This is a genomic window from Streptomyces eurythermus (assembly GCF_014649115.1).
Taxonomy (GTDB): domain Bacteria; phylum Actinomycetota; class Actinomycetes; order Streptomycetales; family Streptomycetaceae; genus Streptomyces; species Streptomyces eurythermus.
In genome coordinates this window covers 54,730-80,865 of sequence record NZ_BMSK01000024.1, presented here as the reverse complement: position 1 = coordinate 80,865, position 26,136 = coordinate 54,730, and the positions used below count along the sequence as shown (strand labels likewise).

The window sequence follows — 26,136 nt, the reverse complement described above, 5'->3', positions numbered from 1 at the left end:
CGCGCCGGTCGGCCGGAAAGTCCCGGCCGTCTCGAAGGACAGTCGGCCGCCTAGAGCGGCAGCACCTCGCCCGCCGGGGCCGTGTGCGCGGGCGCCGGCACCGCCGGGAGCGTCGTCTCGGCGGGCTCCGGCCGCTGCCGGGTCAGCCCGGCGGGCAGCAGCGGACGCGGTCCCGCCAGCACCGTGTAGTCCTGGCCGAGGAACGGCGGCTCGATCACCCCGGGGTCGTCGCCCAGCGCGAGCCGCACCGCCGCCCAGGGCGCGTTCACCCCACAGAGCGACAGCTGGTGCAGCCCGCCGGCGGGCCTGGTGTTGACGTCCAGCAGCACCGGACGGTCGCCGAGCATCCGGAACTGGATGTTGGACAGATGGTGCAGCCCGAAGCCCTCCGCGATCAGCCGGGCCGGGGCCAGCCACCGCTCGTCCAGGGTGAAGCCCCGGCGGCGGCCGTTCTTGGTGCGGCCGATGGCGAGCCGTACCCGGTTGTCCGTCCCGGTCAGGCAGTCGACGGACACCTCCGGCTCCGCCAGGCGGGGCATCACCAGCCAGTCCACCGGCTCCCCGGACCGCCGCAACGCGTCGAGGACCGCGTCCAGCTGCGCGGAAGGGCCGGGGAAGCCGCTCAGCTGGGACAGGGACAGGGGGGACCGGGTGACAACCCGGAAGCCGGCCCCGCCCGCCCCGGCGGCCGGCTTGACGCACGCCTGGTGCCCGGCCTCCTCCAACTCTTTCACGGCGGCGAGGAGTTGGTCAGCCGTCCGGACCCGCCACCACGGCGGCACCGGGACGCCCACCGAGCGCACCGCCTCGTACCCGATCGCCTTGTTCTCGAACACGGCGACCGCCTCGGGCGTCGGCGCGAGCAGCGCCGTACCGGCCGCCGCGAACTCGGCCCGGTGCGCCACGATCGCGGCCTGGTTCAGCCGGGGCACGAACACGTCGATGCCGCGCCGGGCGCACTGGTCGAGCGCGTATTCGACGTACGCGGCCGGGGACAGGCCCTCCGGCTCCAGCTCGGCGGTGTCGGCGGCGGCCAGCACCGGTGAGTCCGGGTCACCGTGCGTGGCGTGGATCTCGACCGCCCGGTCACCGGGATTTCTCCGCAGCTGATCCATGAAGAACACGTTCTCCGCGTACGTGCGGTTGAGCCAGACGCGTACGCGAGAGAGCATGCAGGCCGCCTTTCGGGTGTGCGGGCAGGGCGGAGCGGCCCGTGCCCGGGCAGGTGCGAGGAAGGGTCACCAAACGGCCCTGGGGGAAAGGGAGTCGGGGCGCCGGTGTCGGGGCGATCATACGGCCAACCGGAGCCCACTCGCGCACCCTGCCGGTGCGGGCCGCACCGCGCGTGTCAGTGGCTCCCCGGCGCCGCCGCCTCCTCGGTGACGGCGGCGGGCGCCCCGGCCCCCGCCGAGGGCTCCGGCGAGCCGGTGACGGGCGCGCCGGCCGCCCGGGCGCGCGGCAGCCACAGCGCGATCAGCAGGCCGAGGACCATGCCGGCCGCGGTGAGCAGGACGACCAGGAACTCCCCGTCCGCGGTGGCGGCCCGCAGCGCCCGACCGGTCTTGCCGTCGGTGCCGGCGTCGGCGAGCGCGGTGAGCACGGCCAGACCGATGGCGTTGCCCAGGTTGAGGGTGGTGGAGGCCATGCCGTTGGCGATGCCCTGTTCGCCGGGCGCGACCTTGGTGGCGGCGGCGATCCACATGGACGTCCACACGATGCCCTGGCCCACCCCGGAGACGATCAGCCCGGGTACGGCGATGCCGTAGCCGGCGTCCGCGTCGAAGCCGAGGGAGAGGGCCGCGGTGCCCGCCGCGCCGACCAGGAAGCCCGTGACCAGCGTGGTGCGCGCGCCCAGCCGGGTGGTCATGCGTTCGCCGAGCTGGGTGCCGGCGGCGATGGCGACGGAGGGCACGAGGAAGGCGAGCCCGGTCTCCAGGGCGCTGAAGCCGTGCACCGACTGCAGCAGCACGGTCAGGAAGTAGGGCAGGGTGCCGAACGTGGCCATGTACAGGAACGTCACCGTGATGGCCACGCTCAGGCTGCGGTTGCGGAACAGCCGGAACGGCATCAGCGGGTCGGCGCTGCGGGACTCGATCGCGGCGAACGCGGCGAGGCACACCACGGCGGCGACGGCCGCGCCGATGACCGCCGGCGCGGCCCAGCCCCACTCCGGGCCCTCCACCAGCGCGAAGACGAGCAGGGTGGCGCCGGCGGTGACGGTCAGGGCGCCGGGCAGGTCGAACCGGCGGCCCGCGCCGCCCGCCGGGTCGCGCGGGATGACGAACACGGCGGCCAGGGCGACGAGCCCGGCCAGCGGCACGTTGACGAAGAACACGGCGGGCCAGCCGAAGGCCTCGGTGAGCAGGCCGCCCAGCAGAGCGCCGACGGTCAGGCCGCTGGCCCCGGCCCCGCCCCACACGGCGAGCGCCCGGTTCCGCCTGGGGCCCTCCTCGAACAGGGTGTTGATCAGCGACAGCGTGGACGGCAGCAGCAGCGCGCCGCCGATGCCCTGCACCGCCCGCGCGGCGACGATGACCTCCGGGCTGCCCGCCAGTCCGCCGGCCAGCGAGGAGACGGCGTACACGGAGAGCGCGAGCACGAAGATCCGGCGCCGGCCGAGCAGATCGGCGGCCCGGCCGCCGAGCAGCAGGAAGCCGCCGGCGAAGACCACGTAGGCGCTGACGACCAGTTGCTGGGTCTGGCCGGGGAAGTCCAGGTCGGCGCCGATGTCGGGCAGGGCGACGAACACGATGTTCAGGTCGAGGGAGAAGATCAGCTGGGCCAGCGCCAGCAGCGCCAGGCTCCAGCCCGGCCGGGTCCGGCCGGGTCCGGTCGGCCGCGGGTGCGTCCGGGGGGAGGGGGGCATAGTCGACCCTTCGGGTCATGGGCAGGGGGGCCCGGCTCACTACGACAGTTCGCATAATTACGTACTGTCGAACTTTCGCTCAACGGGACCGTCGGTATCCGGCCACACCGGCGTCGGCCGCCACGCCTGGCGGCCTTGGTGCCGAACGCGAGCGGGAGCGGATCGCGAAGCCGAGGTGTCGCCCGAGCGTGATGCGCCGGGGCGAGCCTTCGTGGTCGGCGCCCCGGGCGAAGAACAGGTCCGGGACGAGGATGCCGTGGACGCCGGTGACAGCGAACAGGCCCACCGTCATGCCGGTGGCCACGAGGCCCGCGACCGCACCGTCCCGGACGTCGACCTGACCGAAAAGGGTCCGGTCGTGCTGACGGTCCGAACCAGCTGGGCGATCACCGGAACCCGGTCTTTCCGCCGGCGAACGTCACCGGTCACGTCACCGGTCACGGCACCGGTCACAGCAGCGCGCCGACCGGTCCTGAAGGTGGCCACCGGGTTGCCGTCGGGACGCTGTTGATGAACGTGCCCTGGTCTGCGTGGGGGTGGCTGCGGAAAGATGCCCGGTATGGGACGTGGTGGGCCCGGCCGGGCGCCGGTGCTTGTGGGGATCCGGTATCTGCTGCTCGTGGTGTCGGGGGCGCTGGGGGCTCTGGCGCTGGCCTGGCATTTCCACCTGGGTACGGCCGCGACCGCGGTGACGGTGCTGCTGGGCCTGGCGCCTGCCTACATCGCCTGGGCGGCCTTCCGCGCCGATCGGGCCGAGGCCGCCTCCGTGGATCTGGACACCGTTGCCGAGCAGTTGGCGGTGGCGGTCAAGGCCCAGTGGGACGACGAGGTCGCCGTTCGCCGGATCAACGATCCCTACCCCCTGCCGGTTGCCTGGCGGCCCGCCGATACCGGCCTGGGCGAAGCCTGGCCGCTGCTGACGAGCCTTGCCCGCGCGTGGCCCGGCGGACCGCCGGGCGACCCCGCCTTGTGGCCGCAGGACGCCGCCGGACTGGCCGGCGCGGACGGTGAGATCGGCGAGGTGTTCACCGATCGGGTGCCCACGCGACGTCTGGTGATCCTGGGCGAACCCGGAGCGGGCAAGAGCGTGCTGCTGATCCGACTCCTACAGGACCTCATCCGGCGTCGCACCCCCACCTCCCCGGTGCCTGTGCTGTTCTCCCTGGCTTCATGGAACCCCGGCCGGCCTCTGAACTCCTGGATGGCCGAACTGCTCCGCCGCTCGTATCCCGGTCTGAGCAGTCCCGCTCCGGCCCAGGTGATCGCCACGACAGCGGCCACCGCCGCAGCCGGGGCCGACGACCTGGCTCAGGCGCTCCTGGACACCGGTCGTATCCTGCCCCTGCTCGACGGTTTCGACGAACTGCCCTCCGAGTGGCACGCGATCGCCCTGGACGCCCTCAATCGCGCGCTGTCCGCTCAACAGCCCCTGGTGCTGGCCAGCCGCACCACCCCCTACCGTGACGCGCTCACCCGGCCGGGCACGGCAGTCCTCCTCAACGGCGCCGCCGCCATCCAGCTCCTCCCCCTCGCCCCCGCTGCGGCAGCCGCCTATCTGCGCCGGGACGCCGGCGGGACCCACTCTCCTGCCGCCGGCCGATGGGACGCCGTGGCCGCGGACCTGGGCAGCTCCTCCCCTGTCGGTCAGGCGCTGAGCACCCCACTGGGGCTGTTCCTGGCCCGCACCGCCCACAATCCCCGGCCCGGCACGGCCCAGGACTCCACCGCCGCGGACCCGGACCGGCTGTGCGACACCACGGCCTTTCCTGATCGCGCCACCTTGGACGCCCACCTCTTCAACGCCTTCATCCCCGCCGCCTACACGGCCGATCGCCCCCGCCCGCCCCGCTGGACGGCGGCGCAGGCGCACCGGACCTTCCTCCTCCTCGCACGGTTCCTGCACCACCAGCGCGGAGGCACCCCGGATCTGGCCTGGTGGGAACTCCCTCTGGCCGTCCCGGCACGCATCAGGATCCTCCTGGTCAGGCTCATGGTCGGCCTTGTGGTCGGGCTCGTCGGCGGGTTCACCGTCGGGGTTGCGGCCGGGCCCGTGACGGGGCTCGTGGCGGGGCCCGTGACGGGGCTCGCGGCCGGGTTGACGGCTGGGCGCAAGGCCGGGCGCCAATCGACTGCCGCGGCCCCCAGCACCCGGTTCCGCTGGTCGAGTCGGCGCGGGCTCGCAGCCGGACTGGTGACCGGGCTCGTCACCGGGATCACCTTCGGGTTCGCGCTCGGCCTCACCGGGCTCATGGACGGGCTCGTGGCCGGGCTCACCGTCGGGCTCGGGTTCGGACTTCTCGGCTGGCTCGTGGGCGGGCTGGGGGGAGAGGAACCCGACCCGGCCTCCCTCACAGGGCCTGTCGCGTTGCTCATCAGTGACCGCCGTACGTTCTGGACGGTCGCAGGTACGGCCGGACTCACCTTCGGAGCCGTGTTCGGCCTTGTGGGCTGGCCCTTGGGCTGGCTCGTGAACGTGAGCGTCGTCGGACTCGTTTTCACGGACGACTACACGGATGTGCCGTCCGGCTGGTCCCTGTTCGGGTCCTTGCTCGGGACGGTGATCGTGCCTGCGGTCGTCACGGGAGCGGGGCTGGGGTTCGGGGTCGCGCTCGGGCTGCGCCAGACAGCATGGGCATACTTCGTGACGGCCCGGATCTACCTGGCCGTGCGGTACAAGGTCCCGTGGCACCTGATGGCATTCCTGCACGACGCCCATGAGCATCGCGGCTTGCTACGGCAAGTGGGGCCGGTGTATCAGTTCCGGCACATCGACCTGCAACGGCACCTTGCCCGGCCACAGCCCGGTCACCTTCCCTGACCGAGCAGGTGCACGGCATCACCGGCCGGCTCGCGGAAAGACCCATGATGTCGGCCGGCGTCGAATCTGCCGGATGTTCTCGCGGCACGCGCCACCGGCAGCCTCGGCGTGCCGGCAGGTTCAGGTCGAAAGTCGCCATGGCGCAAGCCGGCGCCCTCGGGGTTCGGTGCCGCCGTGGACGCGGTCAGCAATGTCGCCGCGCCGCTGCCGAAGGAGTCGGTCGGCGGTGGGCACACCGGTGCGGTGCGGGACATCGGGCGCGGCGTGCCCCAGGGACCGGCGCCACCGGCCGGCGACGCTGCCACGCCGACCGAGCCGGGCTGCCCGGGGCCGACGGCTGTCGGCAGCCGACGGCCCGGCAGGAGGTGCCGCCGCATCCGCGCCGGCACCCGCGGGGGCCGCGCACGAGCCGGTGCCGCCGCGCAAGGTCCGCCGGCGGCGCGGGAGAGCCGACGCACGCCACCGGCAGTTCGGGCGGCTGCCGGGTTGCGGATGGCCGGCGAGCACGGGTCCGCGGCGCACCGCTGACCGAAAGTCCTCCGGCAGGCGGCGCGGCGGGCGTAGCCGGCGGCTGTACGCGGTGCTGGAGCAGGCGGCCCGGCTCAGCACCGTGCACCCGCGGCCTGGCAGGACGAGCCCGCGGCACCAGCTCACGGGCGCCGCGATCAACCTCGCCCGTGTCTGCGCCCACCTCACCCGAACGGCCTGTGCCCGCACTCGTGTCTCACACGTCGCGGTGATCGGGCCGATCAGCAGTGGGGCACGTCCGTCCGCCCGACAGGCTCGCAGGCGCCGACAGGGCGGCCGACACCGGAAGGCCGGCCGGGCCTGACGCGCGCCGCGGGGTCCGCGAAGTCTCCCGCGGATATCGCGGACCGGACGGCTCCAGACGGACCTGCCGACGGCCGTCGGCCCACCAGACCCCGAAACCGGTGACCGTGCCTTCGCCGGGCCGGCGCTCTGCCCGCTCAGGCAACAGCAGGACGTCGACGAGGCCGCCGACGTCCGAACCGACATCCCCGAAGATCCCGATCGCCCCCGGCCCGGGCACCTTCACGACCGCGCCCGGAGGAACCGCCCGGAGCCCGCACGGCGACGGACGAGATCCGCTGCCCGGCACCCTCGAGCCCGGTGCCGGATCTGAACGCGCGCCCGGCCGGACGGTCGGGATACCGTGGAACGGTGATCCGGCACGACCCGGACCCGGGACGCGATCCGGTCCGGGAACCTCCTCCACGGTGACCGGAAAGCGACCATGATCCGCCAAGTCGCCGTCCGGCCCGTGAAGCTGACACCCGGCCAGAAGACTCTTGTCCCGGGCAGGGTCGGTGTGTTCTTGTGGTGCCATCGGATGATCGGAAGGGGTGTGCGGGGTGGAGTCGACGGCCGGCACCGGACAGCTGCTCGCCATCAGCGACCTGCACATCGGCTATCCGGACAACCGCGCCCTCGTGGAGGGCATGCGGCCCGAGAGCGACGAGGACTGGCTGATCGTGGCCGGCGACGTCGCCGAGACCGTGGCCGACATCCGCTGGGCCCTCGGCACGCTCGCGAGCCGCTTCCGCAAGGTGCTGTGGGTGCCCGGCAACCACGAGCTGTGGACCCATCCCAGGGACGAGGTCACCCTGCGCGGCGTCGCCCGCTACGAACACCTGGTCGAGGTCTGCCGGGAACTGGGCGTCGTCACCCCGGAGGACCCCTACCCCGTCTGGCGCGGCGCCGGCGGCCCGGCCGTCGTCGCCCCGCTGTTCCTGCTGTACGACTACTCGTTCCTGCCGGCCGGCTGCGCCACCAAGGCGGAGGGCCTGGCCTACGCGGAGAGCACGGGCATCGTCTGCAACGACGAGTACCTGCTGCACCCCGACCCCTACCCGACCCGTGAGGCGTGGTGCCGGGCCCGGGTCGCCGAGACCGAGCGCCGGCTGGCCGAGCTGCCCGAGGACCTCCCGACCGTGCTGGCCAACCACTACCCGCTGGACCGGCACCCCACCGAGATCCTCTGGCACCCCGAGTTCGCCATGTGGTGCGGCACCGGGCTGACCGCCGACTGGCACCGCCGGTTCCGGGTCGCCACCATGGTCTACGGCCATCTGCACATCCCCCGCACCACCTGGCACGACGGAGTCCGCTTCATGGAGGTCTCCGTGGGTTACCCCCGCGAATGGCGCAAGCGCTCGGAACCGCCGGGAAGGCTGCGCCGCATCCTGCCGATGGAGGTCGAAGCAGGTGATCGAGGAGCTGCTCCCGGAGTCGGTCGTGGCCGTGGAGGCGCACACTGACGACCCGCTGTGGGAGACCCCGCTCTACCCGGCGGAGGAGGCGCTCGTCGTGCGCGCGGTGGCCAAGCGGCGCCGCGAGTTCGCCGCCGTGCGCGGCTGTGCCCGGCGCGCCATGGAGAAGCTCGGCGTGCCGCCGCAGGCCGTGCTCAGCGGCGAGCGGGGCGCCCCGCTGTGGCCGGACGGGCTGGTCGGCAGCATGACCCACTGCGACGGCTACTGCGCCGCCGCGCTGGTCCGCGCCGCCGACCTCGCCTCCCTCGGCATCGACGCCGAGCCGCACGGGCCGCTCCCGGAGGGCGTCGGCGACGCCGTGTTCCTGCCCGCCGAGTCCGCGCGGCTCGGCGAGCTGGCCCTGCGCCGGCCCACCGTGCACTGGGACCGGCTCCTGTTCAGCGCCAAGGAGTCCGTCTACAAGGCGTGGTTCCCGCTCACCCGCAAGTGGCTCGACTTCTCCGAGGCCGACATCACCCTGCACCCGGACACCGGCGGCGCGTCGTACGGCACCCTGCGCGCCGAGCTCCTGGTGCCCGGGCCGCTGGTCGGCGGCCGGCGCCTCCAGGCCTTCGAGGGGCGGTGGATCGTCAGGGACGGAGTGGCGGCGACGTCCGTCGTCGTACCGCACGCCTCCCCGGCACCGAGTGCCTGACGGACCGGCAGACCGCGTACCGCACCCGCCACCGTGCCCCTGACGGCCGGTGAACCGCGTAGCCCACCCGCCCCATCCGCCCCCGTGCCCCGCCACCGGGCCCCGTCAGGCGGGCGGGTACCAGTCGCGCAGCAGGCGGAAGAACTCCGCCTCGTTGCCCGTCAGTCCGGCGTGGGCCAGCGCCTGTTCGGCCTCGGCGAGGACCGCGGGCGGCACGACGGCGGGCCGGCCGGCCTCCGGCGGCGCGTCGAGGGCGGCGCGCACCGTGTGGAGCAGCCGCAGATACGCCTGGACGGCGGTGCGCTCACGATCGGTCAGTACGGCGGTGGGCATCGTCGGCTCTCCCCGGGTAGGCGTCACGGTCACGCGCCCTGCGGCGCCGTGCACCGCGTCCCGCGGCGCACATCCCCAGCTTGCCGCCCGCCACTGACAATCCGGTCCGGCTCGGCCCGTGTTCGCCCGCTCAGCGCAGGCGCGAGGAGGAAACGGCCGCATCCGGGTGTGCCGTACGGCCCGTCACCGGCGGGCGCCCGGATCTACCGCCCGCATTCAGGACTCGGGCCGCTTCACGCTCTCCAGGAGCATGTCCAGCCACTCCGCGACCTTGTCCCGGTGCTGGTCGGTGGGCAACTGAGCGGCCCGCCAGGCGATTCCGCGCACCCCGTGGTCCTGCAGCAACCGCTCCAGCGGATCCTCCGCGGCCTCGACATCGGCCCGCTCCCGGTCCGCGAGCTTCTGCAGCAGCTCCTGCTCGACGCGCTGTAACGCGCCCGCCAGTGCCTCGGGATCCTCCGCGGTGAGGAAGCCGGCGTGCACCCGGAAGAAGCGCTGCAACGCGTCGCAGTGCTCCATGGTGGGCCGCCGGTCGCCGTTGATGAGGGCGCCGGCCTGCTGCCGGGACATGCCCGCGCCGTCGGCGATCTCCTGCTGGGTGTAGCGGCGTCCGCCCGGTTTCAGCCGGGTGCGGCGCAGCAGGTCCAGGCGCTGCAGGAACCGGGCCTGGACGTCCGGTTCACCCGCCGGCCGTCCGCTGAGCAGGGCCCTGACCACCGGCTCGGGCACCCCGCAGGCGATGGAGAGCCGCCCGACGTCGAAGACCTCGGCGTGCGGTACGCCGAGGCGGTCGGCGAGCGCGGTGACGCGGGCGACGACGGCCGGCAGCTGGGCGGTCGCCGAGGCGCCCGGATCCTCGTAGCCATCCGTCACCGACAGAACTCCTACGTCTCTAAAGAGGGCTTCAGGTGCGTCCGTGCTTCTCACGAGCGATCGCCGTGAACTTCCCGGAGAGTAGCCCGTGTCCGGAACCCACATCCAGGTGTCGCCACAACTGTGGCGAATTTCAGCCGTCAACCGGCACGAAATGCCACGATAGTTGACACGACTCTTGCCTGGGCAGCAGGATCGCATCGCCGCGTGAAAGGCCGCAGAGGCAAGAGGGGTGACCTCCCGATGGCACATCAGGCAGGAGGGCAGCGGCCGGCACCGCGGCCCGTCCCCGACACTTGCGACACCCAGGCGTACCTCCAGGACTACGGGGCGCTGCTGGAGTACATGTCGTGCCCGTCCATGGTCGTCGACCACCAGTGGAACGTGGTCATGGCGAACCGGGCGTTCGAGGCGCTGTTCCGCGGCGTCGGCCCGCATCCGACGGCCATGCCGGGGGTGAACTTCCTGCGGTTCGTGCTGTTCCACCCGGACGCGGGCGGGATCCTCGGCGAGCACGAAGCGGCCTGGTGCCTGCCGATGCTGGCCCAACTGCGCACCGCGCTGGAGTTCTACGGCCACGACCACGAACTCCAGGCCGTGCGCCGGGAGATCGCCCAGGACCCGATCATGGAGGCCGCCTACCGGCACGGCCTGCCGCACTGGATCAGCGCCGTCGGCGAGGCCGCGACCCGGCTCGACGGCGCCGTACGCCTCCTGCACCACCCGGACCCGCGCCACGGGCGCACCGAGTGCCGCATCGTGGAGGAGGCACCGCAACCGCTGCGGGAGCTGGGCTACCGGCGCCTGACGATGGTGCTGCGCGAGCCCCGCCGCCCCGCCTCGGCCGTACGCCGCCCCCGCCGCCCCCGAGGCGCCACGTCCCACCTCACAGCGGTCCCGGCACCCGAGGGGTGACCTCACCCGCCCCCTGCCGCATTTACGCAAGCCGCTTGCAACACTTGCGCTAGCCTTGCGCTCATGACGCGACGACTTGCGGAAGTGGCCAAGAAGGTCGGGGTCAGCGAGGCCACCGTCAGCCGGGTGCTCAACGGCAAACCCGGGGTCTCCGAGGCCACCCGGCAGGCCGTGCTGACGGCTCTCGACGTGCTCGGCTACGAGCGCCCCACCCAGCTGCGCGGCGAACGCGCCCGGCTCGTCGGCCTGGTCCTGCCCGAGCTGCAGAACCCGATCTTCCCGGCGTTCGCCGAGGTCATCGGCGGCGCCCTGGCCCAGCTCGGGCTGACCCCGGTGCTGTGCACCCAGACCAAGGGCGGGGTCTCGGAGGCGGACTACGTCGAACTGCTGCTCCAGCAGCAGGTCTCCGGCGTCGTGTTCGCCGGCGGCCTGTACGCCCAGGCCGACGCGCCGCACGACCACTACCGGCTGCTCGCCGCGCGCAACATCCCGGTCGTGCTGGTCAACGCGGCCATCGAACACCTCGGCTTCCCGGGCGTGTCCTGCGACGACGCCGTGGCCGTCGAGCAGGCCTGGCGGCACCTGGCCTCCCTCGGTCACGAGCGCATCGGCCTGCTCCTCGGCCCCGCCGACCACGTCCCCTCGGCCCGCAAGCTCGCCGCCGCCCGGGCGATCGCCGGCGACCTGCCGGAGGAGTTCGTCGCGCGGGCCATCTTCTCCCTCGAGGGCGGGCACGCCGCCGCCTCCCGGCTGATCGACCGGGGCGTCACCGGCATCATCTGCGCCTCCGACCCGCTGGCCCTCGGCGCCGTCCGGGCGGCCCGCCGCAAGGGGTACGACGTCCCGGGCCGGGTCTCCGTCGTGGGCTACGACGACTCGGCGTTCATGAACTGCACCGAACCCCCGCTGACCACCGTCCGCCAGCCCATCGAGGCCATGGGGCGCGCGGCCGTGGAGCTGCTGAACGCGCGGATCGGCGGCACCGCCGTACCCGCGGAGGAGCTGCTGTTCGAGCCGGAGCTGGTGGTGCGGGGCTCCACCGCGCAAGCACCGCGCGACTGAGCCTCCGAAAGATCCGGCTGGCTGTCGAATAATTACAGATCCTGCGCGACATCTTGCGGACGGATGGCGGCGGTGCTTGAGTGTGCGGCGCCCACCGCTCCTGCCACGAGTGTCATGAGGGGTCCACCGATGAGACACACCGGGTTCCGCCGTACCGTCGTCGCGATCGGCGTCTGTTCCTCCCTCGCTTTCGCCGCCACCGCCTGCGGGTCCGGCGCCGACGGCGCGGCGAGCGGCAAGACCCGCATCACCGTCAACTGCGAGCCGCCCAGGAGCGCCAAGGCCGACCGCGCCTTCTTCGAGGCGGACACCGCCGCCTTCGAACAGGCCCACCCGGACATCGACGTCGTCGCCCACGACGCCTTCCCCTGCCAGGATCCGAAGACCTTCGACGCCAAACTCGCCGGCGGCCAGATGGAGGACGTCTTCTACACGTACTTCACCGACGTCCGGCACGTCGTGGACCTGGGCCAGGCCGCCGACCTCACCCCGTACCTGAAGGAACTGAAGAGCTACGACAGCATCCAGAAGCAGCTGCGGGACATCTACACCGTCGACGGGAAGGTCTACGGCATCCCGCGCACCGGCTACTCCATGGGGCTGATCTACAACCGCGCCCTGTTCCGCGAGGCCGGGCTGGACCCCGACCGGCCCCCGGCGACCTGGGACGAGGTCCGCGCCGCCGCCCGGAAGATCGCCGCCCTGGGCGACGGCACGGTCGGCTACGCCGACTACAGCGCCCAGAACCAGGGCGGCTGGCACTTCACCGCCGAGCTGTACGCGCAAGGCGGCGACGTCGTCGGCGCCGACGGCGAGAAGGCCACCATCGACACCCCCGAGGGCCGCGCCGTACTGCGGAACCTGCACGACATGCGGTGGACCGACGACTCGATGGGCAGCAGACAGCTCCTCGTCATCAACGACGTGCAGCAGATGATGGGTTCGGGCAAGCTCGGCATGTACCTCGCCGCCCCCGACAACATCCCGATCCTGGTCAAGGAGAAGGGCGGCGACTACCAGGACCTCGCCCTGGCCCCCATGCCGGGCGGCCACGCCACCCTCATCGGCGGCGACGGCTACATGTTCCGCGAGAAGGCCACGCCCGCCCAGATCCGCGCCGGCCTGAAGTGGCTCGACCACATGTTCCTCACCCCGGGCAAGGGCTTCCTCGGCGACTACGCCCGCGCCAGGAAGCACGACGCCCCCGTCGGCCTGCCCGAACCGCGCCTGTTCACCGGCGCCGCCGACGCCACCGACCAACGGGTGAAACAGGCCAACGCGAACGTCCCGGTGGAGAACTACCGGGCGTTTCTCGACGGCAACGGCAAACTCCGGCTGAAGACGGAGCCGCCGCACGCCCAGCAGATCTACTCCGTCCTCGACGGCATCGTCTCCGCCGTCCTCACCAAGGAGGACGCCGACATCGACCAGCTCCTCGAGGAGGCGTCCGGCAAGATCGACAGCATTCTGGCCCGGGGCTGACCGCCATGACGAAGACGGCCGAGCGACGGCCCGTCGCCCACCCGCCCGTCCCGCCGCTCCCGGCACCCGCCCCGGCCGGGCGCCGCCGGCGCCGCCTGGCCGACCAGGCCCGCGCCTACGGCTTCCTCCTCGGCGGACTGCTCTGCTTCGCCCTGTTCTCCTGGTACCCGGCGATCCGCGCGGTCGTCATCTCCTTCCAGAGGTACACCCCGGGCTCACCGCCCGAGTGGGCCGGCACCGCCAACTTCACCCGCGTCCTCGACGACCCCGAGTTCGCCGACGCCTGGCGCAACACCCTCACCTTCACCCTGCTGGCGCTGCTCATCGGCTTCGCGGTCCCCTTCGTGCTCGCGCTCGTCCTGAACGAACTGCGGCACGCCAAGTCCTTCTTCCACGTCGTGGTCTATCTGCCGGTGATGATCCCGCCGGTGGTCAGCGCCCTGCTGTGGAAGTGGTTCTACGACCCGGGAGCCGGCCTCGCCAACGAGGCACTGCGCCTGCTGCACCTGCCCACCTCGAACTGGACGAACGGCACCGACACCGCGCTGGTCTCCCTGGTGCTCGTCGCGACCTGGGCCAACATGGGCGGCACCGTCCTCGTCTACCTCGCCGCGCTCCGGTCCATCCCCGGCGAGCTGTACGAGGCGGCCGAACTGGACGGCGCGAACCTCCTCCAGCGCGTGCGGCACGTCACGATCCCGCAGACCCGGTTCGTGATCCTGATGCTGATGCTCCTCCAGATCATCGCCACCATGCAGGTGTTCACCGAGCCGTTCGTCATCACCGGCGGCGGACCGGAGAACTCCACCGTCACCGTGCTCTACCTCATCTACAAATACGCCTTCCTCTACAACGACTTCGGCGGTGCCTGCGCCCTCAGCGTCATGCTCCTGGTCCTGCTCGGCGCCTTCTCCGCCCTGTATCTGCGGCTCACCCGCACCGAGGGGGACACATGACCCAGGGCACCCGCACCCTGATCTCCCCGGCGGCCCTCGCCCGCCCCCGCGGAAAGGCCCTCTACTGGACGGTGTTCACCTCCGTCGTCGTCCTCTTCGCGCTCGCCTTCCTCTTCCCCGTGTACTGGATGGCGACCGGCGCGCTGAAGTCGCCCGACGAGGTGGCCCGCACCCCGCCCACCCTGCTGCCCGAGCACTGGCACCCCGGCGGCTACACCGACGCCTGGGAGCTGATGGAGCTGCCGCGGCACCTGGGGAACACCCTCGTCCAGGCGGCCGGGGCCTGGGCCTGCCAGCTGGTGTTCTGCACCGCCGCCGCCTACTCCCTGTCCAAGCTGCGACCGGCGTTCGGCAAGGTGGTCCTCGGCGGCATCCTCGCCACCCTCATGGTCCCGGCGCAGGCGCTGGTCGTCCCCAAGTACCTGACCGTCGCCGACCTGCCGCTGATCCACACCAGCCTCCTCAACGACCCCCTCGCCATCTGGCTGCCGGCGGTCGCCAACGCCTTCAACCTCTACCTGCTCAAACGCTTCTTCGACCAGCTGCCGCGCGAGGTGCTGGAGGCCGCCGAGATCGACGGCGCCGGAAAGCTCCGCGTCCTGTGGTCCGTCGTGCTGCCCATGTCCCGGCCGGTGCTCGGCGTGGTGTCGATCTTCGCGCTGGTCGCCGTCTGGCAGGACTTCCTGTGGCCGCTGATGGTCTTCTCCGACACCGGCAAGCAGCCGATCAGCGTGGCCCTGGTGCAGCTGTCGCAGAACGTCCGGCTCACCGTGCTCATCGCCGCGATGGTGATCGCCAGCATCCCGATGGTGGCGCTCTTCCTCGTCTTCCAGCGGCACATCATCGCCGGGATCGGCGCGGGCAGCACCAAGGGCTGACGCCGCCGCCCCGTCCACAGAAAGGCCAAGCTCCGTGGGACAGCCCACCCCTGCCCGCAAGGACCCCGACTGGTGGCGTGACGCCGTCATCTACCAGGTCTACGTCCGCAGCTTCGCGGACGGCGACGGCGACGGCACCGGCGACCTCGCGGGCGTCCGCGCCCGACTGCCGTATCTGGCCGAACTCGGCGTGGACGCCCTGTGGTTCACCCCGTGGTACCTGTCACCCCTGAAGGACGGCGGCTACGACGTCGCCGACTACCGGACCATCGACCCGGCCTTCGGCACCCTCGCCGAGGCGGAGAAGCTCATCGCCGAGGCCGCCGGGCTGGGCATCCGCACGATCGTCGACATCGTGCCCAACCACGTATCCGACCAGCACCCCTGGTTCCGGGCCGCGCTCGCCGCCGGTCCCGGCAGCCCCGAACGCGAGCTGTTCCACTTCCGGCCCGGACGCGGACCGCACGGCGCACTCCCGCCCAACGACTGGCCCTCGCAGTTCGCCGGCTCCACCGAACCGGTGTGGACCCGGCTGCCCGACGGCGACTGGTACCTGCACCTGTTCACCCCCGAACAACCCGACCTCAACTGGGCCCACCCGGCCGTCCGCCAGGAACACGAGGACGTCCTGCGCTTCTGGTTCGAGCGGGGCGTCGCGGGCGTCCGCATCGACTCGGCGGCCCTGCTCGCCAAGGACCCGGACCTCCCCGACCTCGCCGCGCACCCCGAGCCCCACCCCTTCCTCGACCGCGACGAGCTCCACGACATCTACCGCTCCTGGCGGCGCGTGGCCGACGAGTACGACGGCGTCTTCGTCGGCGAGGTCTGGCTCCCCGACCCCGAGCGCTTCGCCCGCTACCTGCGCCCCGACGAACTCCACACCGCCTTCAACTTCTCCTTCCTCACGTGCCCTTGGGACGCCGGCCGGCTGCGCGCCGCGATCGACACCACCCTCGCCGAGCACGCCCCCGTCGGCGCCCCGGCCACCTGGGTGCTGTGCAACCACGACGTCACCCGCACCGTCACCCGCTACGGCCGTGCGGACACCGCCTTCGACTTCGCCACCAAGGCCTTCGGCACCCCGGCGGACCTCGCGCTCGGCACCCGGCGCGCCCGGGCCGCCGCCCTGCTGTCGCTGGCGCTGCCCGGCGCGGTCTACCTCTACCAGGGCGAGGAACTGGGCCTGCCGGAGGCCGACATCCCGCTCGAGAGCATCCAGGACCCGATGCACTTCCGCTCGGGCGGTACCGACCCCGGCCGTGACGGCTGCCGGGTGCCGCTGCCCTGGGCCGCCGGCCTGCCGTACGCCGGATTCGGCTCCCGCGACGAGCCGTGGCTGCCGCAGCCGGCCGACTGGCCGTCGTACGCGGTCGACCGCCAGCGGCGGGATCCGCACTCCATGCTCTCCCTCTACCGCACGGCCATCGCCCTGCGCCGCGTGTTCGGCGACGGCCGCCTGACCTGGCTGCCCGCCCCCGACGGCGTGCTCGCCTTCGCCCGCGCGGACGCGCTGTGCGTGGTCAACCTCTCGGCCACGCCCGCCCCGCTCCCCGCGCACTCCCGGCTCCTGCTCACCAGCGGCCCCCTGGACCCCACGGGCCGGCTGCCGAAGGACACGGCCGCCTGGCTGCGGGCCTGAGCCCCTCACGTACCACCGCGCTGTCCCACGCACCCCACAACGAAGGGATCGGCACATGCACAGCAGCACCGCCGGACACCTCCGGCGCATGCCGGCCATCGGGGCGGTCGTCGCCCTCGCCGCCGGCATGCTCGTCACCCTCGCCCCGGCCGCCCACGCGGCGGCGGGTGCCACGCTCCCCTTCACCTCCGTGGAGGCCGAGTCGGCGAGCGGCAACGGCACACGGATCGGCCCCGACCACACGCAGGGCACGCTCGCCTCGGAGGCGTCCGGCCGGCAGGCCGTCCGACTGGCGCCCGGGCAGCGCGTGGAGTTCACCGTGCCGCGCACGGCCGACGCGCTCAACGTCGCCTACAGCGTCCCCGACGGCCAGTCCGGCGCGCTCGCCGTGTACGTCAACGGCAGCCGGCTCGCGAAGACCCTGCCGGTGACCGCCAAGTACTCCTACGTCGACACCGGCTGGATCACCGGCTCCAGGACCCACCACTTCTTCGACAACACCCGGATGCTGCTGGGCCGGACCGTCCAGGCCGGCGACAAGGTCGCCGTCGAGGCGACCAATGTGCAAGTGACCGTCGACGTTGCCGACTTCGAGCAGGCGGGCGCGGCCGCCGCCCAGCCCGCCGGGTCGGTGTCCGTCGTCGCCAAGGGCGCCGACCCCACCGGCAACGGCGACTCCACCCAGGCGTTCCGGGACGCCATCTCCGCCGCCCAGGGCGGCACGGTCTGGATCCCGCCGGGCGACTACCGGCTCACCTCCTCCCTGAACGGCGTACAGAACGTCACCCTCCAGGGCGCCGGCCACTGGTACTCGGTCGTGCACACCTCCCGCTTCATCGACCAGCAGAGCTCCGCCGGCAACGTGCGCGTCAAGGACTTCGCGGTCATCGGCGAGGTCACCGAGCGCGTCGACTCCAGCCCGGACAACTTCGTCAACGGCTCGCTGGGACCCGGGAGTTCGGTGTCCGGCATGTGGCTCCAGCACCTGAAGGTCGGTCTGTGGCTCACCGGCAACAACGACAACCTGGTGGTGGAGAACAACCGCATCCTCGACACCACCGCCGACGGCCTCAACCTCAACGGCAACGCCAAGGGCGTCCGGGTGCGGAACAACTTCCTGCGCAACCAGGGCGACGACGCCCTGGCCATGTGGTCCCTGTACGCCCCGGACACCGACTCGTCCTTCGAGCACAACACCGTCTCGCAGCCCAACCTCGCCAACGGCATCGCCGTCTACGGCGGCACCGACATCGCCGTACGCGACAACCTGGTCTCCGACACCAACGCCCTCGGCAGCGGCATCGCGATCTCCAACCAGAAGTTCCTCGACCCCTTCCACCCGCTGGTCGGCACCATCACGGTCGACGGCAACACGCTGGTGCGCGCCGGCGCCATGAACCCCAACTGGAACCACCCGATGGGCGCGCTGCGCGTCGACTCCTACGACAGCGCCGTCAACGCCACGGTGAACATCACCGACACCACGATCACCGACAGCCCCTACAGCGCCTTCGAGTTCGTATCCGGCGGCGGGCAGGGCTACCCGGTGCGCAACGTCAACGTCACCGGGGCGACCGTGCGGAACACCGGGACGGTCGTCGTCCAGGCCGAGGCGCAGGGCGCCGCCGTCTTCAGGAACGTCACCGCCACCCAGGTCGGCGCGGCCGGCGTGTACAACTGCCCCTTCCCGGCGAACTCCGGCTCCTTCACGCTCACCGACGGCGGCGGCAACTCCGGCTGGTCGAGCACCTGGTCGGACTGCTCCACCTGGCCGCGCCCCGGACAGGGCAACCCCGAACCCGACCCGAACCGCAACCTCGCCAAGGGCCGCCCGGCCACCGCGACCGGCTCCCAGGACGTCTACACGCCCGGCAAGGCGGTCGACGGCGACGCGAACTCGTACTGGGAGTCGGTCAACAACGCCTTCCCGCAGTCCTGGACGGTCGACCTCGGCGCGTCCTACGGCGTGCGCCGCCTGGTGCTGAAGCTGCCGCCGTCGGCGGCCTGGGGCGCCCGCACCCAGACCCTCGCGGTGCTCGGCAGCACCGACGGCACGACCTGGACGACGGTGGCCGGCGCCCAGGGCTACCGCTTCGACCCCGCCACCGGCAACACCGCGACCGTGTCCCTGCCCGCGGGAACGAACCTGCGCCAGCTGCGTCTGACCGTCACCGCCAACACCGGCTGGCCGGCGGGTCAGTTCAGTGAGGTGGAGGTCTATTCGTCCTGACCCCGGACACCGAGGGAGCCGCGCCCGGGCGCGGCTCCCTCCTCAGCGCTCCAGCTCCCGGTGGGCCGTCTCCGGCAGCCGCAGGTACACCAGGGAGGACAGCAGGCAGAGCACGGCGACGTACCAGGGGAAGAGCCCCGAGTGGCCGAGGTCCTTGAACAGCGTGCCGACGTACGGGGCCGTGCCGCCGAACAGCGCCACGGTGAGGGAGTACGGGAAGCCGATCCCGGACGCGCGCACCCGGGGCGGGAACACCTCGGCGTTGACGGCCGCGCTGACGGACGTGAACCCGGTCAGCAGCACCATGCCCGCGCAGCTCACCAGCAGCAGCACGGCGAAGGAGTCGCGCAGCGCGTGCAGCAGCGGCACGCACAGCACGGCGAAGCCCACCCCGAAGCCCAGCAGCAGCGGCCGGCGCCCCACCCGGTCGGACAGCAGCCCGCCGAGCGGCTGGAGCAGGGCGAAGAAGGCCAGCGAGATGGTGCTCACGAGCAGCGCGTCCGACTTCGCGACGCCCGCGTTGAGTTCGGCGTACGTCGGCAGGTACGACGTCCAGGTGTAGTAGGCGATGGTGCCGCCCGCGGTGATGCCGGCGATGAGCAGGGACTGGCGCGGATGGCGGCGCAGCGCCTCGAACAGGCCGGGCCGCGGCGCCTGTCGCTGCGCGGCGCTGCGGGTCTCCGCGGCGCCGCGCCGGATCCAGAAGCCGACCAGGCTGAACGCCCCGCCGAGCCAGAACGGCACGCGCCAGCCCCAGCCGTCCATCGAGGGTTCGGCGAGCGTGTCCACGAGCAGGGTGGCGATGCCGGACGCGACCAGCTGGCCGGCGGTCGTCGAGACGTACTGGAAGCTGGAGAACAGCCCGCGCCGGCCCGGCCCGGCCGACTCCACGAGGAAGGTGGTGGAGGCAGCGAACTCCCCGCCCACCGACAGCCCTTGGAGCAGCCGGGCGGCGACCAGCACCACCGGGGCCGCGACGCCCGCCGAGGCGTAGGTCGGGGTCAGCCCCACCAGCAGGCTGCTGCCGCCCATCAGCAGGATGGTGACGGTGAGGGCGGCCCGCCGGCCGCGCCGGTCCGCGACCGCCCCCATCAGCAGCCCGCCCACGGGCCGCATGAAGAAGCCGACCGCGAACACGGCGAACGTCGACAGCAGGGGGACCAGGGAGTTGCCGGTGCCCTTGGGGAAGACCGCGGCGGCGATATAGGTGGCGAGGAACGTGTAGGCGTACCAGTCGTACCACTCCACGGCGTTGCCCACGGAAGCGGCAACGAGCTGTCGCGCGGACCGTGTCGTCCGCTCCGGTGCCGTCGTCTGCTTGCCTGTCATGATCGCGTCTCTCCCCGGCGGGCGGGTCCCGCACACCTCATGTAGCGATGAGTTCACATCCGTGCCACCGCACCCTTCCCTGACGTTTGACGCTCTTGGAACACTCGCTCCGCGCACATTCCGTCAGCCGGCGGCAATCGTGTACGTCAGGATGAGAGGACCCTCACTCATGCCCGAAGTCAACCGGCGGCGCTTCCTCCAGCTCGCGGGCGCCTCCACGGCGTTCACGGCGCTGGCCGGCAGCATCCAGCGCGCGGCGGCCCTGCCCGCCCGCTACCGCACCGGATCGCTGGACGACGTGGAGCACATCGTCGTCCTGATGCAGGAGAACCGTTCCTTCGATCACTACTTCGGCTCCCTGCGCGGAGTACGCGGCTTCGGCGACCCCCGCGCGGTCACCCGGAAGGGCCGGTCCGTCTGGCAGCAGTCCGACGGCACCAAGGACGTCCTGCCCTTCCATCCCGACGCCGACGACCTGGGCCTGGCCTTCATCCAGGACCTCCCGCACGGCTGGAACGACGGCCACACCGCGTTCAACGGCGGCAAGTACGACAAGTGGGTGCCCGCCAAGTCCGCGACGACCATGGCGTACCTGACGCGCGACGACATCCCCTTCCACTACGCGCTCGCGGACGCCTTCACCGTCTGCGATGCCTACCACTGCTCGTTCATCGGCTCCACCGACCCCAACCGCTACTACATGTGGACGGGTTACACCGGCAACGACGGCAAGGGCGGCGGCCCGGTCCTCGGCAACGAGGAGAAGGGCTACGGCTGGACGACGTACCCCGAGCGCCTGGAGCGGGCCGGCGTCTCCTGGAAGATCTACCAGGACGTCGGCGACGGCCTGGACGCGAGCGGCTCATGGGGCTGGATCAACGACGCCTACCGCGGCAACTACGGCGACAACTCGCTGCTCTACTTCAACCAGTACCGCACCGCCCAGCCCGGCAGCCCGCTCTACGACAAGGCCCGCACCGGCACCGACGCCCGCAAGGGGGAGGGCCTCTTCGACCGGCTGAAGGCGGACGTCAAGGCGGGCACGCTGCCCCAGGTCTCCTGGATCGTCGCTCCCGAGGCGTTCACCGAACACCCCAACTGGCCCGCGAACTACGGCGCCTGGTACGTCTCCCAGGTGCTGGACGCGCTCACCGCCGACCCCGACGTGTGGGGCCGGACCGCGCTGTTCCTCACCTACGACGAGAACGACGGCTTCTTCGACCACGTCATCCCGCCCTACCCGCCGGCCTCCACCGCCCAGGGCAAGTCCACGGCCGACCCCGCGCCCGACGTGTTCAAGGGCGACAGCGGCCATGTCGCCGGCCCCTACGGGCTCGGCCAGCGGGTGCCGATGCTGGTCGTCTCCCCGTGGAGCAAGGGCGGTTACGTCTGCTCCGAGACCTTCGACCACACCTCGATCATCCGGTTCATCGAGCGCCGCTTCGGCGTCCAGGAGCCCAACATCTCGCCCTGGCGCCGCGCCATATGCGGCGACCTGACGAGCGCCTTCGACTTCTCCCGCCAGGACACCGCGCCGGTGGCGCTGCCCTCCACGGCCGGCTACCGGCCGCCGGACCGCGACCGGCACCCGGACTACGTGCCGAAGCCCCCCGCCCAGGGCTCGCTGCCCCGGCAGGAACCCGGCAGCCGGCCCACCCGCCCGCTGAAGTACGCCCCGGTGGTGGACGGCTCGGCGGACACGGCGGCCGGCAAGTACACGCTCACGTTCGCCTCCGGGGCGGGCGCCGGCGCGGCCTTCCTGGTGACGTCCGACAGCCGCACCGACGGCCCCTGGACCTACACCACCGAGGCGGGCAAGACGCTGTCGGACACCTGGAACTCGGTGTACTCCGGCGGCGACTACGACCTCACGGTGCACGGTCCCAACGGCTTCCTGCGCGTCTTCAAGGGCCGTAACAAGGTGGCCGGCCCCGAGGTCACCGCCCGGCACACGGGCGACGACATCGAGCTGGCCTTCACCAACAAGGGCTCCGGCACGGCGCGGCTGAAGGTCACCGACGGTTACGGCGGCAGCCCGCTCACGGTGACGGTGCGGCCCGGCGCCACCGTGCGGCAGACGGTGAGCCTCGCGGCGAGCAAGCGCTGGTACGACCTGACCGTGACCTCGGACGCCGACCCGGCCTTCCTGCGCGGCTTCGCCGGCCATGTGGAGAACGGGCAGCCCGGCGTCAGCGATCCGGCGATCGCCACGGGGTGAACGACCGATGAACACCGCTCCGTGCGGACTGGTCAGGTACCGGTCATATCAGGGTAGTGTGCCCCGGTGACCACGCAATCGAACACCCCTGCCGGCTGGTACCCGGACCCGCACGGAGCGCAGAACACGCTGCGTTACTGGGACGGCACGCAGTGGACCGACCACACCAACCCGGCCCAGCAGGCCGCCGGGCAGGTTCCGCCGCAGCAGGCCCCGGCCCAGCAGGCCGCCTTCCCGCAGCAGCAGGCCGCCGCCGCCGACCCCAAGGTCCAGCGCCAGGTGCAGAAGCAGGCCGGTGTCTCGGCCGGCGGCGCCGGCGGCGGCACCCTGTTCACCGAGCCCGTCCTGGTCGTGAACCAGAAGGCCAAGCTCATCGAGCTGACCAACGAGTACAAGGTCATGGACCAGAGCGGCCGGGAGCTCGGCTCGGTCACCCAGGTCGGACAGGGCGTCCTGCGCAAGATCCTGCGCTTCGTCTCCAGCCTGGACCAGTTCCTGACCCACAAGCTGGAGATCCGTGACGCCCACGGCCGGCCGCAGCTGCTGCTGACCCGGCCCGCGAAGATCTTCAAGTCCCGGGTGATCGTGACCCGCCCGGACGGCTCCCCGGTGGGCGAGATCGTCCAGAAGAACATGATCGGCAAGATCAACTTCGCGATGATGGCGAACGGCCAGCAGGTCGGCGCGATCAAGGCGGAGAACTGGCGGGCCTGGAACTTCGCGATCGTCGACCACGCGGACAACGAGGTCGCCCGCATCACCAAGACGTGGGAGGGCCTGGCCAAGACGCTCTTCACGACCGCGGACAACTACGTCCTGCAGATCCACTACCAGCTGCCCGAACCCCTGCTGAGCCTGGTGGTGGCCACCGCGCTGACCGTGGACACCGCGCTCAAGCAGGACGCCCGCGGCTGGGGCTGAGCCGAGGCGGACGCGCGAAACGGCGGCGGCCGGTGCCCGGGGGACTCCCCGCGCACCGGCCGCCGCCGTATGACGCCTCACAGGGCCGTGAGATGCCCCGGCTGCTCCGGCTGCCGTGGCATGCGCGTCGGCCCTTCGGCACCCGTGCCCGGCCCGGGCCGGCGCGGGACGAGGGCCGGTTCGGCGGTGGCCGTGCCCGGCTCCAGGGCCAGTACGGCCGCCACCGGATGTTCCTCGTCCGCCGTCGCCCCGCCGGGATCCGGGGCGGGGGCCGCCCGGGTGAGCAGCAGCACACCCCAGCCGGCCAGCCCCGCGCCGGCCACCGCCAGCAGCACCCCGCCGGCCCCGCCGCGCAGCCCCTGCCCCAGCAGACTGAGGCCGATCACCGCGGCGGCGACCGGATTGGCGAGGGTGACCACGGCCAGCGGCGCGCCCAGCCCGCCGCGGTAGGCGGTCTGGGACAGCAGCAGCCCGCCCACGGCGAACGCGGCGACGAGTACCGCACCCACGATCACCTCGGTGCTCAGCACCGGACCCGTGCGGTCCGTGGCCGCCACGGTCACCGTCTGGGTGAGCGCGGAGGCCACCCCGGAGGCGAAACCGGACGCGGTCGCGTGCCTCAGGCCCGGCCGCGCGCCGGGCCAGGAGAGCAGTCCGATCGCGGCGGCCGTCGCCCCCGCGACCACCAGCGCCGCCGGCAGCGACAGCACCCGCGAGGGCGCCGGACCGGACGCGGCGACCAGCAGCGCGGCCAGCCCCAGCAGGGTGAGCGCCGTACCGCGCCACTCCACCGCGCTGACCCGCCGCCCGGCCGCCCGCGCGCCCAGCGGCACGGCCGCGACCAGGGTGAGCGCGCCGAGTGGCTGTACGACAGTCAGCGGGCCGTACTTCAGGGCGACGACGTGCAGCAGCGCGGCGGCGGCGTTCAGCCCGACCGCCGACCACCAGGCGCCGGTGCCCAGCAGCCGCAGCAGCCCGGTGCCGGTGCCACGCGCGGCCAGGCGCTCCTGGGCGACGGCGGCCAGCGCGTAGGCGACGGCCGACACCAGCGACAGACCGAGGGCGGCCAGGGCGGCGGCGCTCATCGGCCCGCTCCCACCAGGACGGGCTCCCGGCCGACCGGCAGTCCGGTGCCGCGTCCCGCCGTGGTGGCGGTGCGCCGGGGCGGATGGATGGCGGCGAGGGCGAGGCCGAGCATGGCCGTGGCCACGAGCGCGTCGAGCCAGTAGTGGTTCGCCGTGCCCACGATCACCAGCAGGGTGACCAGCGGGTGCAGCAGCCACAGCCAGCGCGCGCGGGACCTGGTCGCGGCGATCAGGCCGATGGCCAGCATCAGCGCCCAGCCGAAGTGCAGCGAGGGCATCGCCGCGAACTGGTTGGACAGGTGGTCGCTGGACGGCGGTCCGTACACGGAGGGCCCGTAGACCCGGCCGGTGTCCACCAGCCCCGTGCCGGTCAGCATCCGCGGCGGGGCCAGCGGGAAGGTGAACGGCAGCACCAGGGCGGCCGTGGTGACGACGGCGAGGACCCGGCGGGCCCAGACGTAGTGCGCGGGCCGGCGCACGTACAGCCAGACCAGGAAGGCGAGCGTGGCCGGGAAGTGGACGGTCGCGTAGTAGGTGTTCGCCAGATGGACGAGGGTGTCGCCGTGCAGCAGTGCGGACTGCACGGCGTTCTCGTGGGGGAGACGCACGGCCCGCTCCAGGTCCCACACGCGGCGGGCGTTGCGGAACGCGTCCCCGGTGTGGCCGGTGGCCAGCTGGCGGCCGAGTTTGTAGACCAGGAAGAGCCCGGCTACCAGCAGGAACTCACGTATCAGAGGCGGGCGTGCCGGGGTGGCCGGTGCCGTTTCCGCCTCCGCAGGCTCGGTTCGGGCATTCATCCCCCGGCCCCTTCACTGACGGTGGTGCGTGCGCGTCCCGGTCGGTCGCCGGGACTTTCATCGATACGTTGCCGTACCGATACGCCAGTGTACCGATACGGTGGAGTACCGGTACACTGGCGTATCGATTGATGTGCGCCACACTGGACGCAGCACGAGCGAGGGGAAGCACCGCATGACGTCGCAGGCCGCGGAGGGACCGGAGACGGTCGTCGCCTCGCGCCGCTCCAAGATCACGCCGGAGCGTGAGCGGGAGTTCTTCGACGCCGTGCTGGAACAGATCCGCGAGTGCGGCTACGACTCCGTCACCATGGAGGGCATCGCCGCCAGCACCCGGTGCAGCAAGTCCACGCTCTACCGGCAGTGGAAGACCAAGCCGCAGTTCGTCGCCGCCGCCCTGCGCGCCAGCCGCCGGGTGCGGTTCGCCGGCATCGACACCGGGTCGCTCGCCGAGGACCTGCGCCAGGCCGCCCGGGCCGCGGGCGACTGGTCGGGCAAGGACACCCGGCTGCTCCAGGCGCTGGGGCACGCGGTGACGTCGGACCAGGAACTGGCCCAGGCGCTGCGCGAGGCGCTGGTCCACCCGGAGATCGCCGCGCTGGAGGAGATGCTCGCCCGGGGCGTCGCCAGGGGCGAGGTCCGGGCGGACCACCCCGCGCTGGAGTACATCCCCGCCATGATGTTCGGCGTCCTGCGTGTACGGCCCGTGCTGAACGGGCAGTACGCCGACGCCGACTATCTGGTCCGGTTCGTGGAGGCCGCGGTGCTGCCCGCGCTCGGACTGGCATAGACGCGGGGCGCCGTTCACG

The 26,136-nt window shown here is 72.5% G+C and carries 21 protein-coding genes and 1 pseudogene; 15 read left to right on the top strand and 7 right to left on the bottom strand.

Going from position 1 to position 26,136, the window contains the following annotated elements; all coding sequences use genetic code 11:
• Positions 1-50: 50 nt before the first annotated feature.
• Together IE251_RS34640 and IE251_RS34635 are read right to left on the bottom strand one after the other, a co-directional pair.
• On the bottom strand, positions 51-1,172 hold the full coding sequence (locus tag IE251_RS34640) for an ATP-grasp domain-containing protein (protein WP_189756912.1): 1,122 nt from the start codon (positions 1,170-1,172) through the stop codon (positions 51-53).
• 176 nt (positions 1,173-1,348) lie between these two features.
• A complete protein-coding gene (locus IE251_RS34635; protein WP_189756911.1) occupies positions 1,349-2,866 on the bottom strand; it encodes an MFS transporter in 1,518 nt (505 codons plus the stop codon).
• A gap of 175 nt (positions 2,867-3,041) precedes the next feature.
• Between IE251_RS34635 and IE251_RS34630 the strand changes: the two genes are divergently transcribed.
• The 5 genes and pseudogenes from IE251_RS34630 to IE251_RS34615 all read left to right on the top strand — a co-directional run bounded on the left by IE251_RS34630 (position 3,042) and on the right by IE251_RS34615 (position 8,609).
• Complete coding sequence (locus IE251_RS34630; RefSeq protein WP_189756910.1) at positions 3,042-3,377, top strand: hypothetical protein; 336 nt, start codon at positions 3,042-3,044, stop codon at positions 3,375-3,377.
• A gap of 48 nt (positions 3,378-3,425) precedes the next feature.
• Positions 3,426-5,684, top strand: a complete 2,259-nt coding sequence (locus IE251_RS34625; RefSeq protein WP_189756909.1) for an NACHT domain-containing protein — start codon at positions 3,426-3,428, stop codon at positions 5,682-5,684.
• A 628-nt stretch (positions 5,685-6,312) separates the two neighbouring features.
• A pseudogene (locus IE251_RS41380) lies at positions 6,313-6,516 on the top strand (hypothetical protein); the annotation flags it as partial.
• A gap of 541 nt (positions 6,517-7,057) precedes the next feature.
• Positions 7,058-7,963: a metallophosphoesterase family protein gene (locus IE251_RS34620; RefSeq protein WP_189756908.1), complete on the top strand. Its 906-nt coding sequence runs from the start codon at positions 7,058-7,060 to the stop codon at positions 7,961-7,963.
• Positions 7,911-8,609, top strand: coding sequence for a 4'-phosphopantetheinyl transferase family protein (locus IE251_RS34615; protein WP_189756907.1), 699 nt, complete (start codon positions 7,911-7,913; stop codon positions 8,607-8,609). The genes IE251_RS34620 and IE251_RS34615 overlap by 53 nt, the downstream gene beginning before the upstream one ends.
• Positions 8,610-8,714: 105 nt before the next feature.
• On the opposite strand, the gene IE251_RS34610 is transcribed toward IE251_RS34615, so the two are convergent.
• Together IE251_RS34610 and IE251_RS34605 are read right to left on the bottom strand one after the other, a co-directional pair.
• Positions 8,715-8,942, bottom strand: a complete 228-nt coding sequence (locus IE251_RS34610) for a hypothetical protein (protein WP_189756906.1) — start codon at positions 8,940-8,942, stop codon at positions 8,715-8,717.
• Positions 8,943-9,158: 216 nt separating this feature from the next.
• Complete coding sequence (locus tag IE251_RS34605; protein ID WP_181798509.1) at positions 9,159-9,815, bottom strand: helix-turn-helix domain-containing protein; 657 nt, start codon at positions 9,813-9,815, stop codon at positions 9,159-9,161.
• A gap of 243 nt (positions 9,816-10,058) precedes the next feature.
• Here IE251_RS34605 and IE251_RS34600 point away from each other — a divergent pair, with 243 nt between their 5' ends.
• The 7 genes from IE251_RS34600 (at position 10,059) to IE251_RS34570 (ending at position 18,977) form a co-directional block, all read left to right on the top strand.
• Positions 10,059-10,730, top strand: coding sequence for an MmyB family transcriptional regulator (locus IE251_RS34600; protein ID WP_189756905.1), 672 nt, complete (start codon positions 10,059-10,061; stop codon positions 10,728-10,730).
• Positions 10,731-10,793: 63 nt separating this feature from the next.
• Positions 10,794-11,792: a LacI family DNA-binding transcriptional regulator gene (locus tag IE251_RS34595; protein ID WP_189756904.1), complete on the top strand. Its 999-nt coding sequence runs from the start codon at positions 10,794-10,796 to the stop codon at positions 11,790-11,792.
• Positions 11,793-11,921: 129 nt separating this feature from the next.
• Positions 11,922-13,274, top strand: a complete 1,353-nt coding sequence (locus tag IE251_RS34590) for an ABC transporter substrate-binding protein (RefSeq protein WP_189756903.1) — start codon at positions 11,922-11,924, stop codon at positions 13,272-13,274.
• Positions 13,275-13,279: 5 nt separating this feature from the next.
• Positions 13,280-14,230: a carbohydrate ABC transporter permease gene (locus IE251_RS34585; protein ID WP_189756902.1), complete on the top strand. Its 951-nt coding sequence runs from the start codon at positions 13,280-13,282 to the stop codon at positions 14,228-14,230.
• A complete protein-coding gene (locus IE251_RS34580; RefSeq protein ID WP_189756901.1) occupies positions 14,227-15,108 on the top strand; it encodes a carbohydrate ABC transporter permease in 882 nt (293 codons plus the stop codon). Before IE251_RS34585 ends, IE251_RS34580 begins: the two co-directional genes overlap by 4 nt.
• 34 nt (positions 15,109-15,142) lie before the next feature.
• The gene (locus tag IE251_RS34575; protein WP_189756900.1) at positions 15,143-16,747 is read left to right on the top strand and encodes a glycoside hydrolase family 13 protein; all 1,605 of its coding nucleotides are present in this window, start codon (positions 15,143-15,145) and stop codon (positions 16,745-16,747) included.
• A gap of 55 nt (positions 16,748-16,802) precedes the next feature.
• Positions 16,803-18,977 carry a discoidin domain-containing protein gene (locus IE251_RS34570; protein ID WP_189756899.1) on the top strand — a complete coding sequence of 725 codons (2,175 nt, stop codon included), beginning with the start codon at positions 16,803-16,805 and terminating at the stop codon, positions 18,975-18,977.
• A 42-nt stretch (positions 18,978-19,019) separates the two neighbouring features.
• Here IE251_RS34570 and IE251_RS34565 read toward each other — a convergent pair whose 3' ends face one another.
• On the bottom strand, positions 19,020-20,306 hold the full coding sequence (locus tag IE251_RS34565; RefSeq protein WP_189756898.1) for an MFS transporter: 1,287 nt from the start codon (positions 20,304-20,306) through the stop codon (positions 19,020-19,022).
• A 169-nt stretch (positions 20,307-20,475) separates the two neighbouring features.
• Here IE251_RS34565 and IE251_RS34560 point away from each other — a divergent pair, with 169 nt between their 5' ends.
• Both IE251_RS34560 and IE251_RS34555 read left to right on the top strand, forming a co-directional pair.
• Positions 20,476-22,524, top strand: coding sequence for a phosphocholine-specific phospholipase C (locus IE251_RS34560; RefSeq protein ID WP_189756897.1), 2,049 nt, complete (start codon positions 20,476-20,478; stop codon positions 22,522-22,524).
• Between the two features lie 66 nt (positions 22,525-22,590).
• Positions 22,591-23,445: an LURP-one-related family protein gene (locus tag IE251_RS34555; protein WP_189756896.1), complete on the top strand. Its 855-nt coding sequence runs from the start codon at positions 22,591-22,593 to the stop codon at positions 23,443-23,445.
• Between the two features lie 77 nt (positions 23,446-23,522).
• Here IE251_RS34555 and IE251_RS34550 read toward each other — a convergent pair whose 3' ends face one another.
• Together IE251_RS34550 and IE251_RS34545 are read right to left on the bottom strand one after the other, a co-directional pair.
• On the bottom strand, positions 23,523-24,530 hold the full coding sequence (locus tag IE251_RS34550) for a DMT family protein (protein WP_189756895.1): 1,008 nt from the start codon (positions 24,528-24,530) through the stop codon (positions 23,523-23,525).
• Positions 24,527-25,327: a phosphatase PAP2 family protein gene (locus tag IE251_RS34545; protein WP_189756894.1), complete on the bottom strand. Its 801-nt coding sequence runs from the start codon at positions 25,325-25,327 to the stop codon at positions 24,527-24,529. The genes IE251_RS34550 and IE251_RS34545 overlap by 4 nt, the downstream gene beginning before the upstream one ends.
• A gap of 175 nt (positions 25,328-25,502) precedes the next feature.
• On the opposite strand from IE251_RS34545, the gene IE251_RS34540 reads away from it, so the two are divergent.
• On the top strand, positions 25,503-26,117 hold the full coding sequence (locus IE251_RS34540; protein WP_030788798.1) for a TetR/AcrR family transcriptional regulator: 615 nt from the start codon (positions 25,503-25,505) through the stop codon (positions 26,115-26,117).
• Positions 26,118-26,136 lie beyond the last annotated feature (19 nt).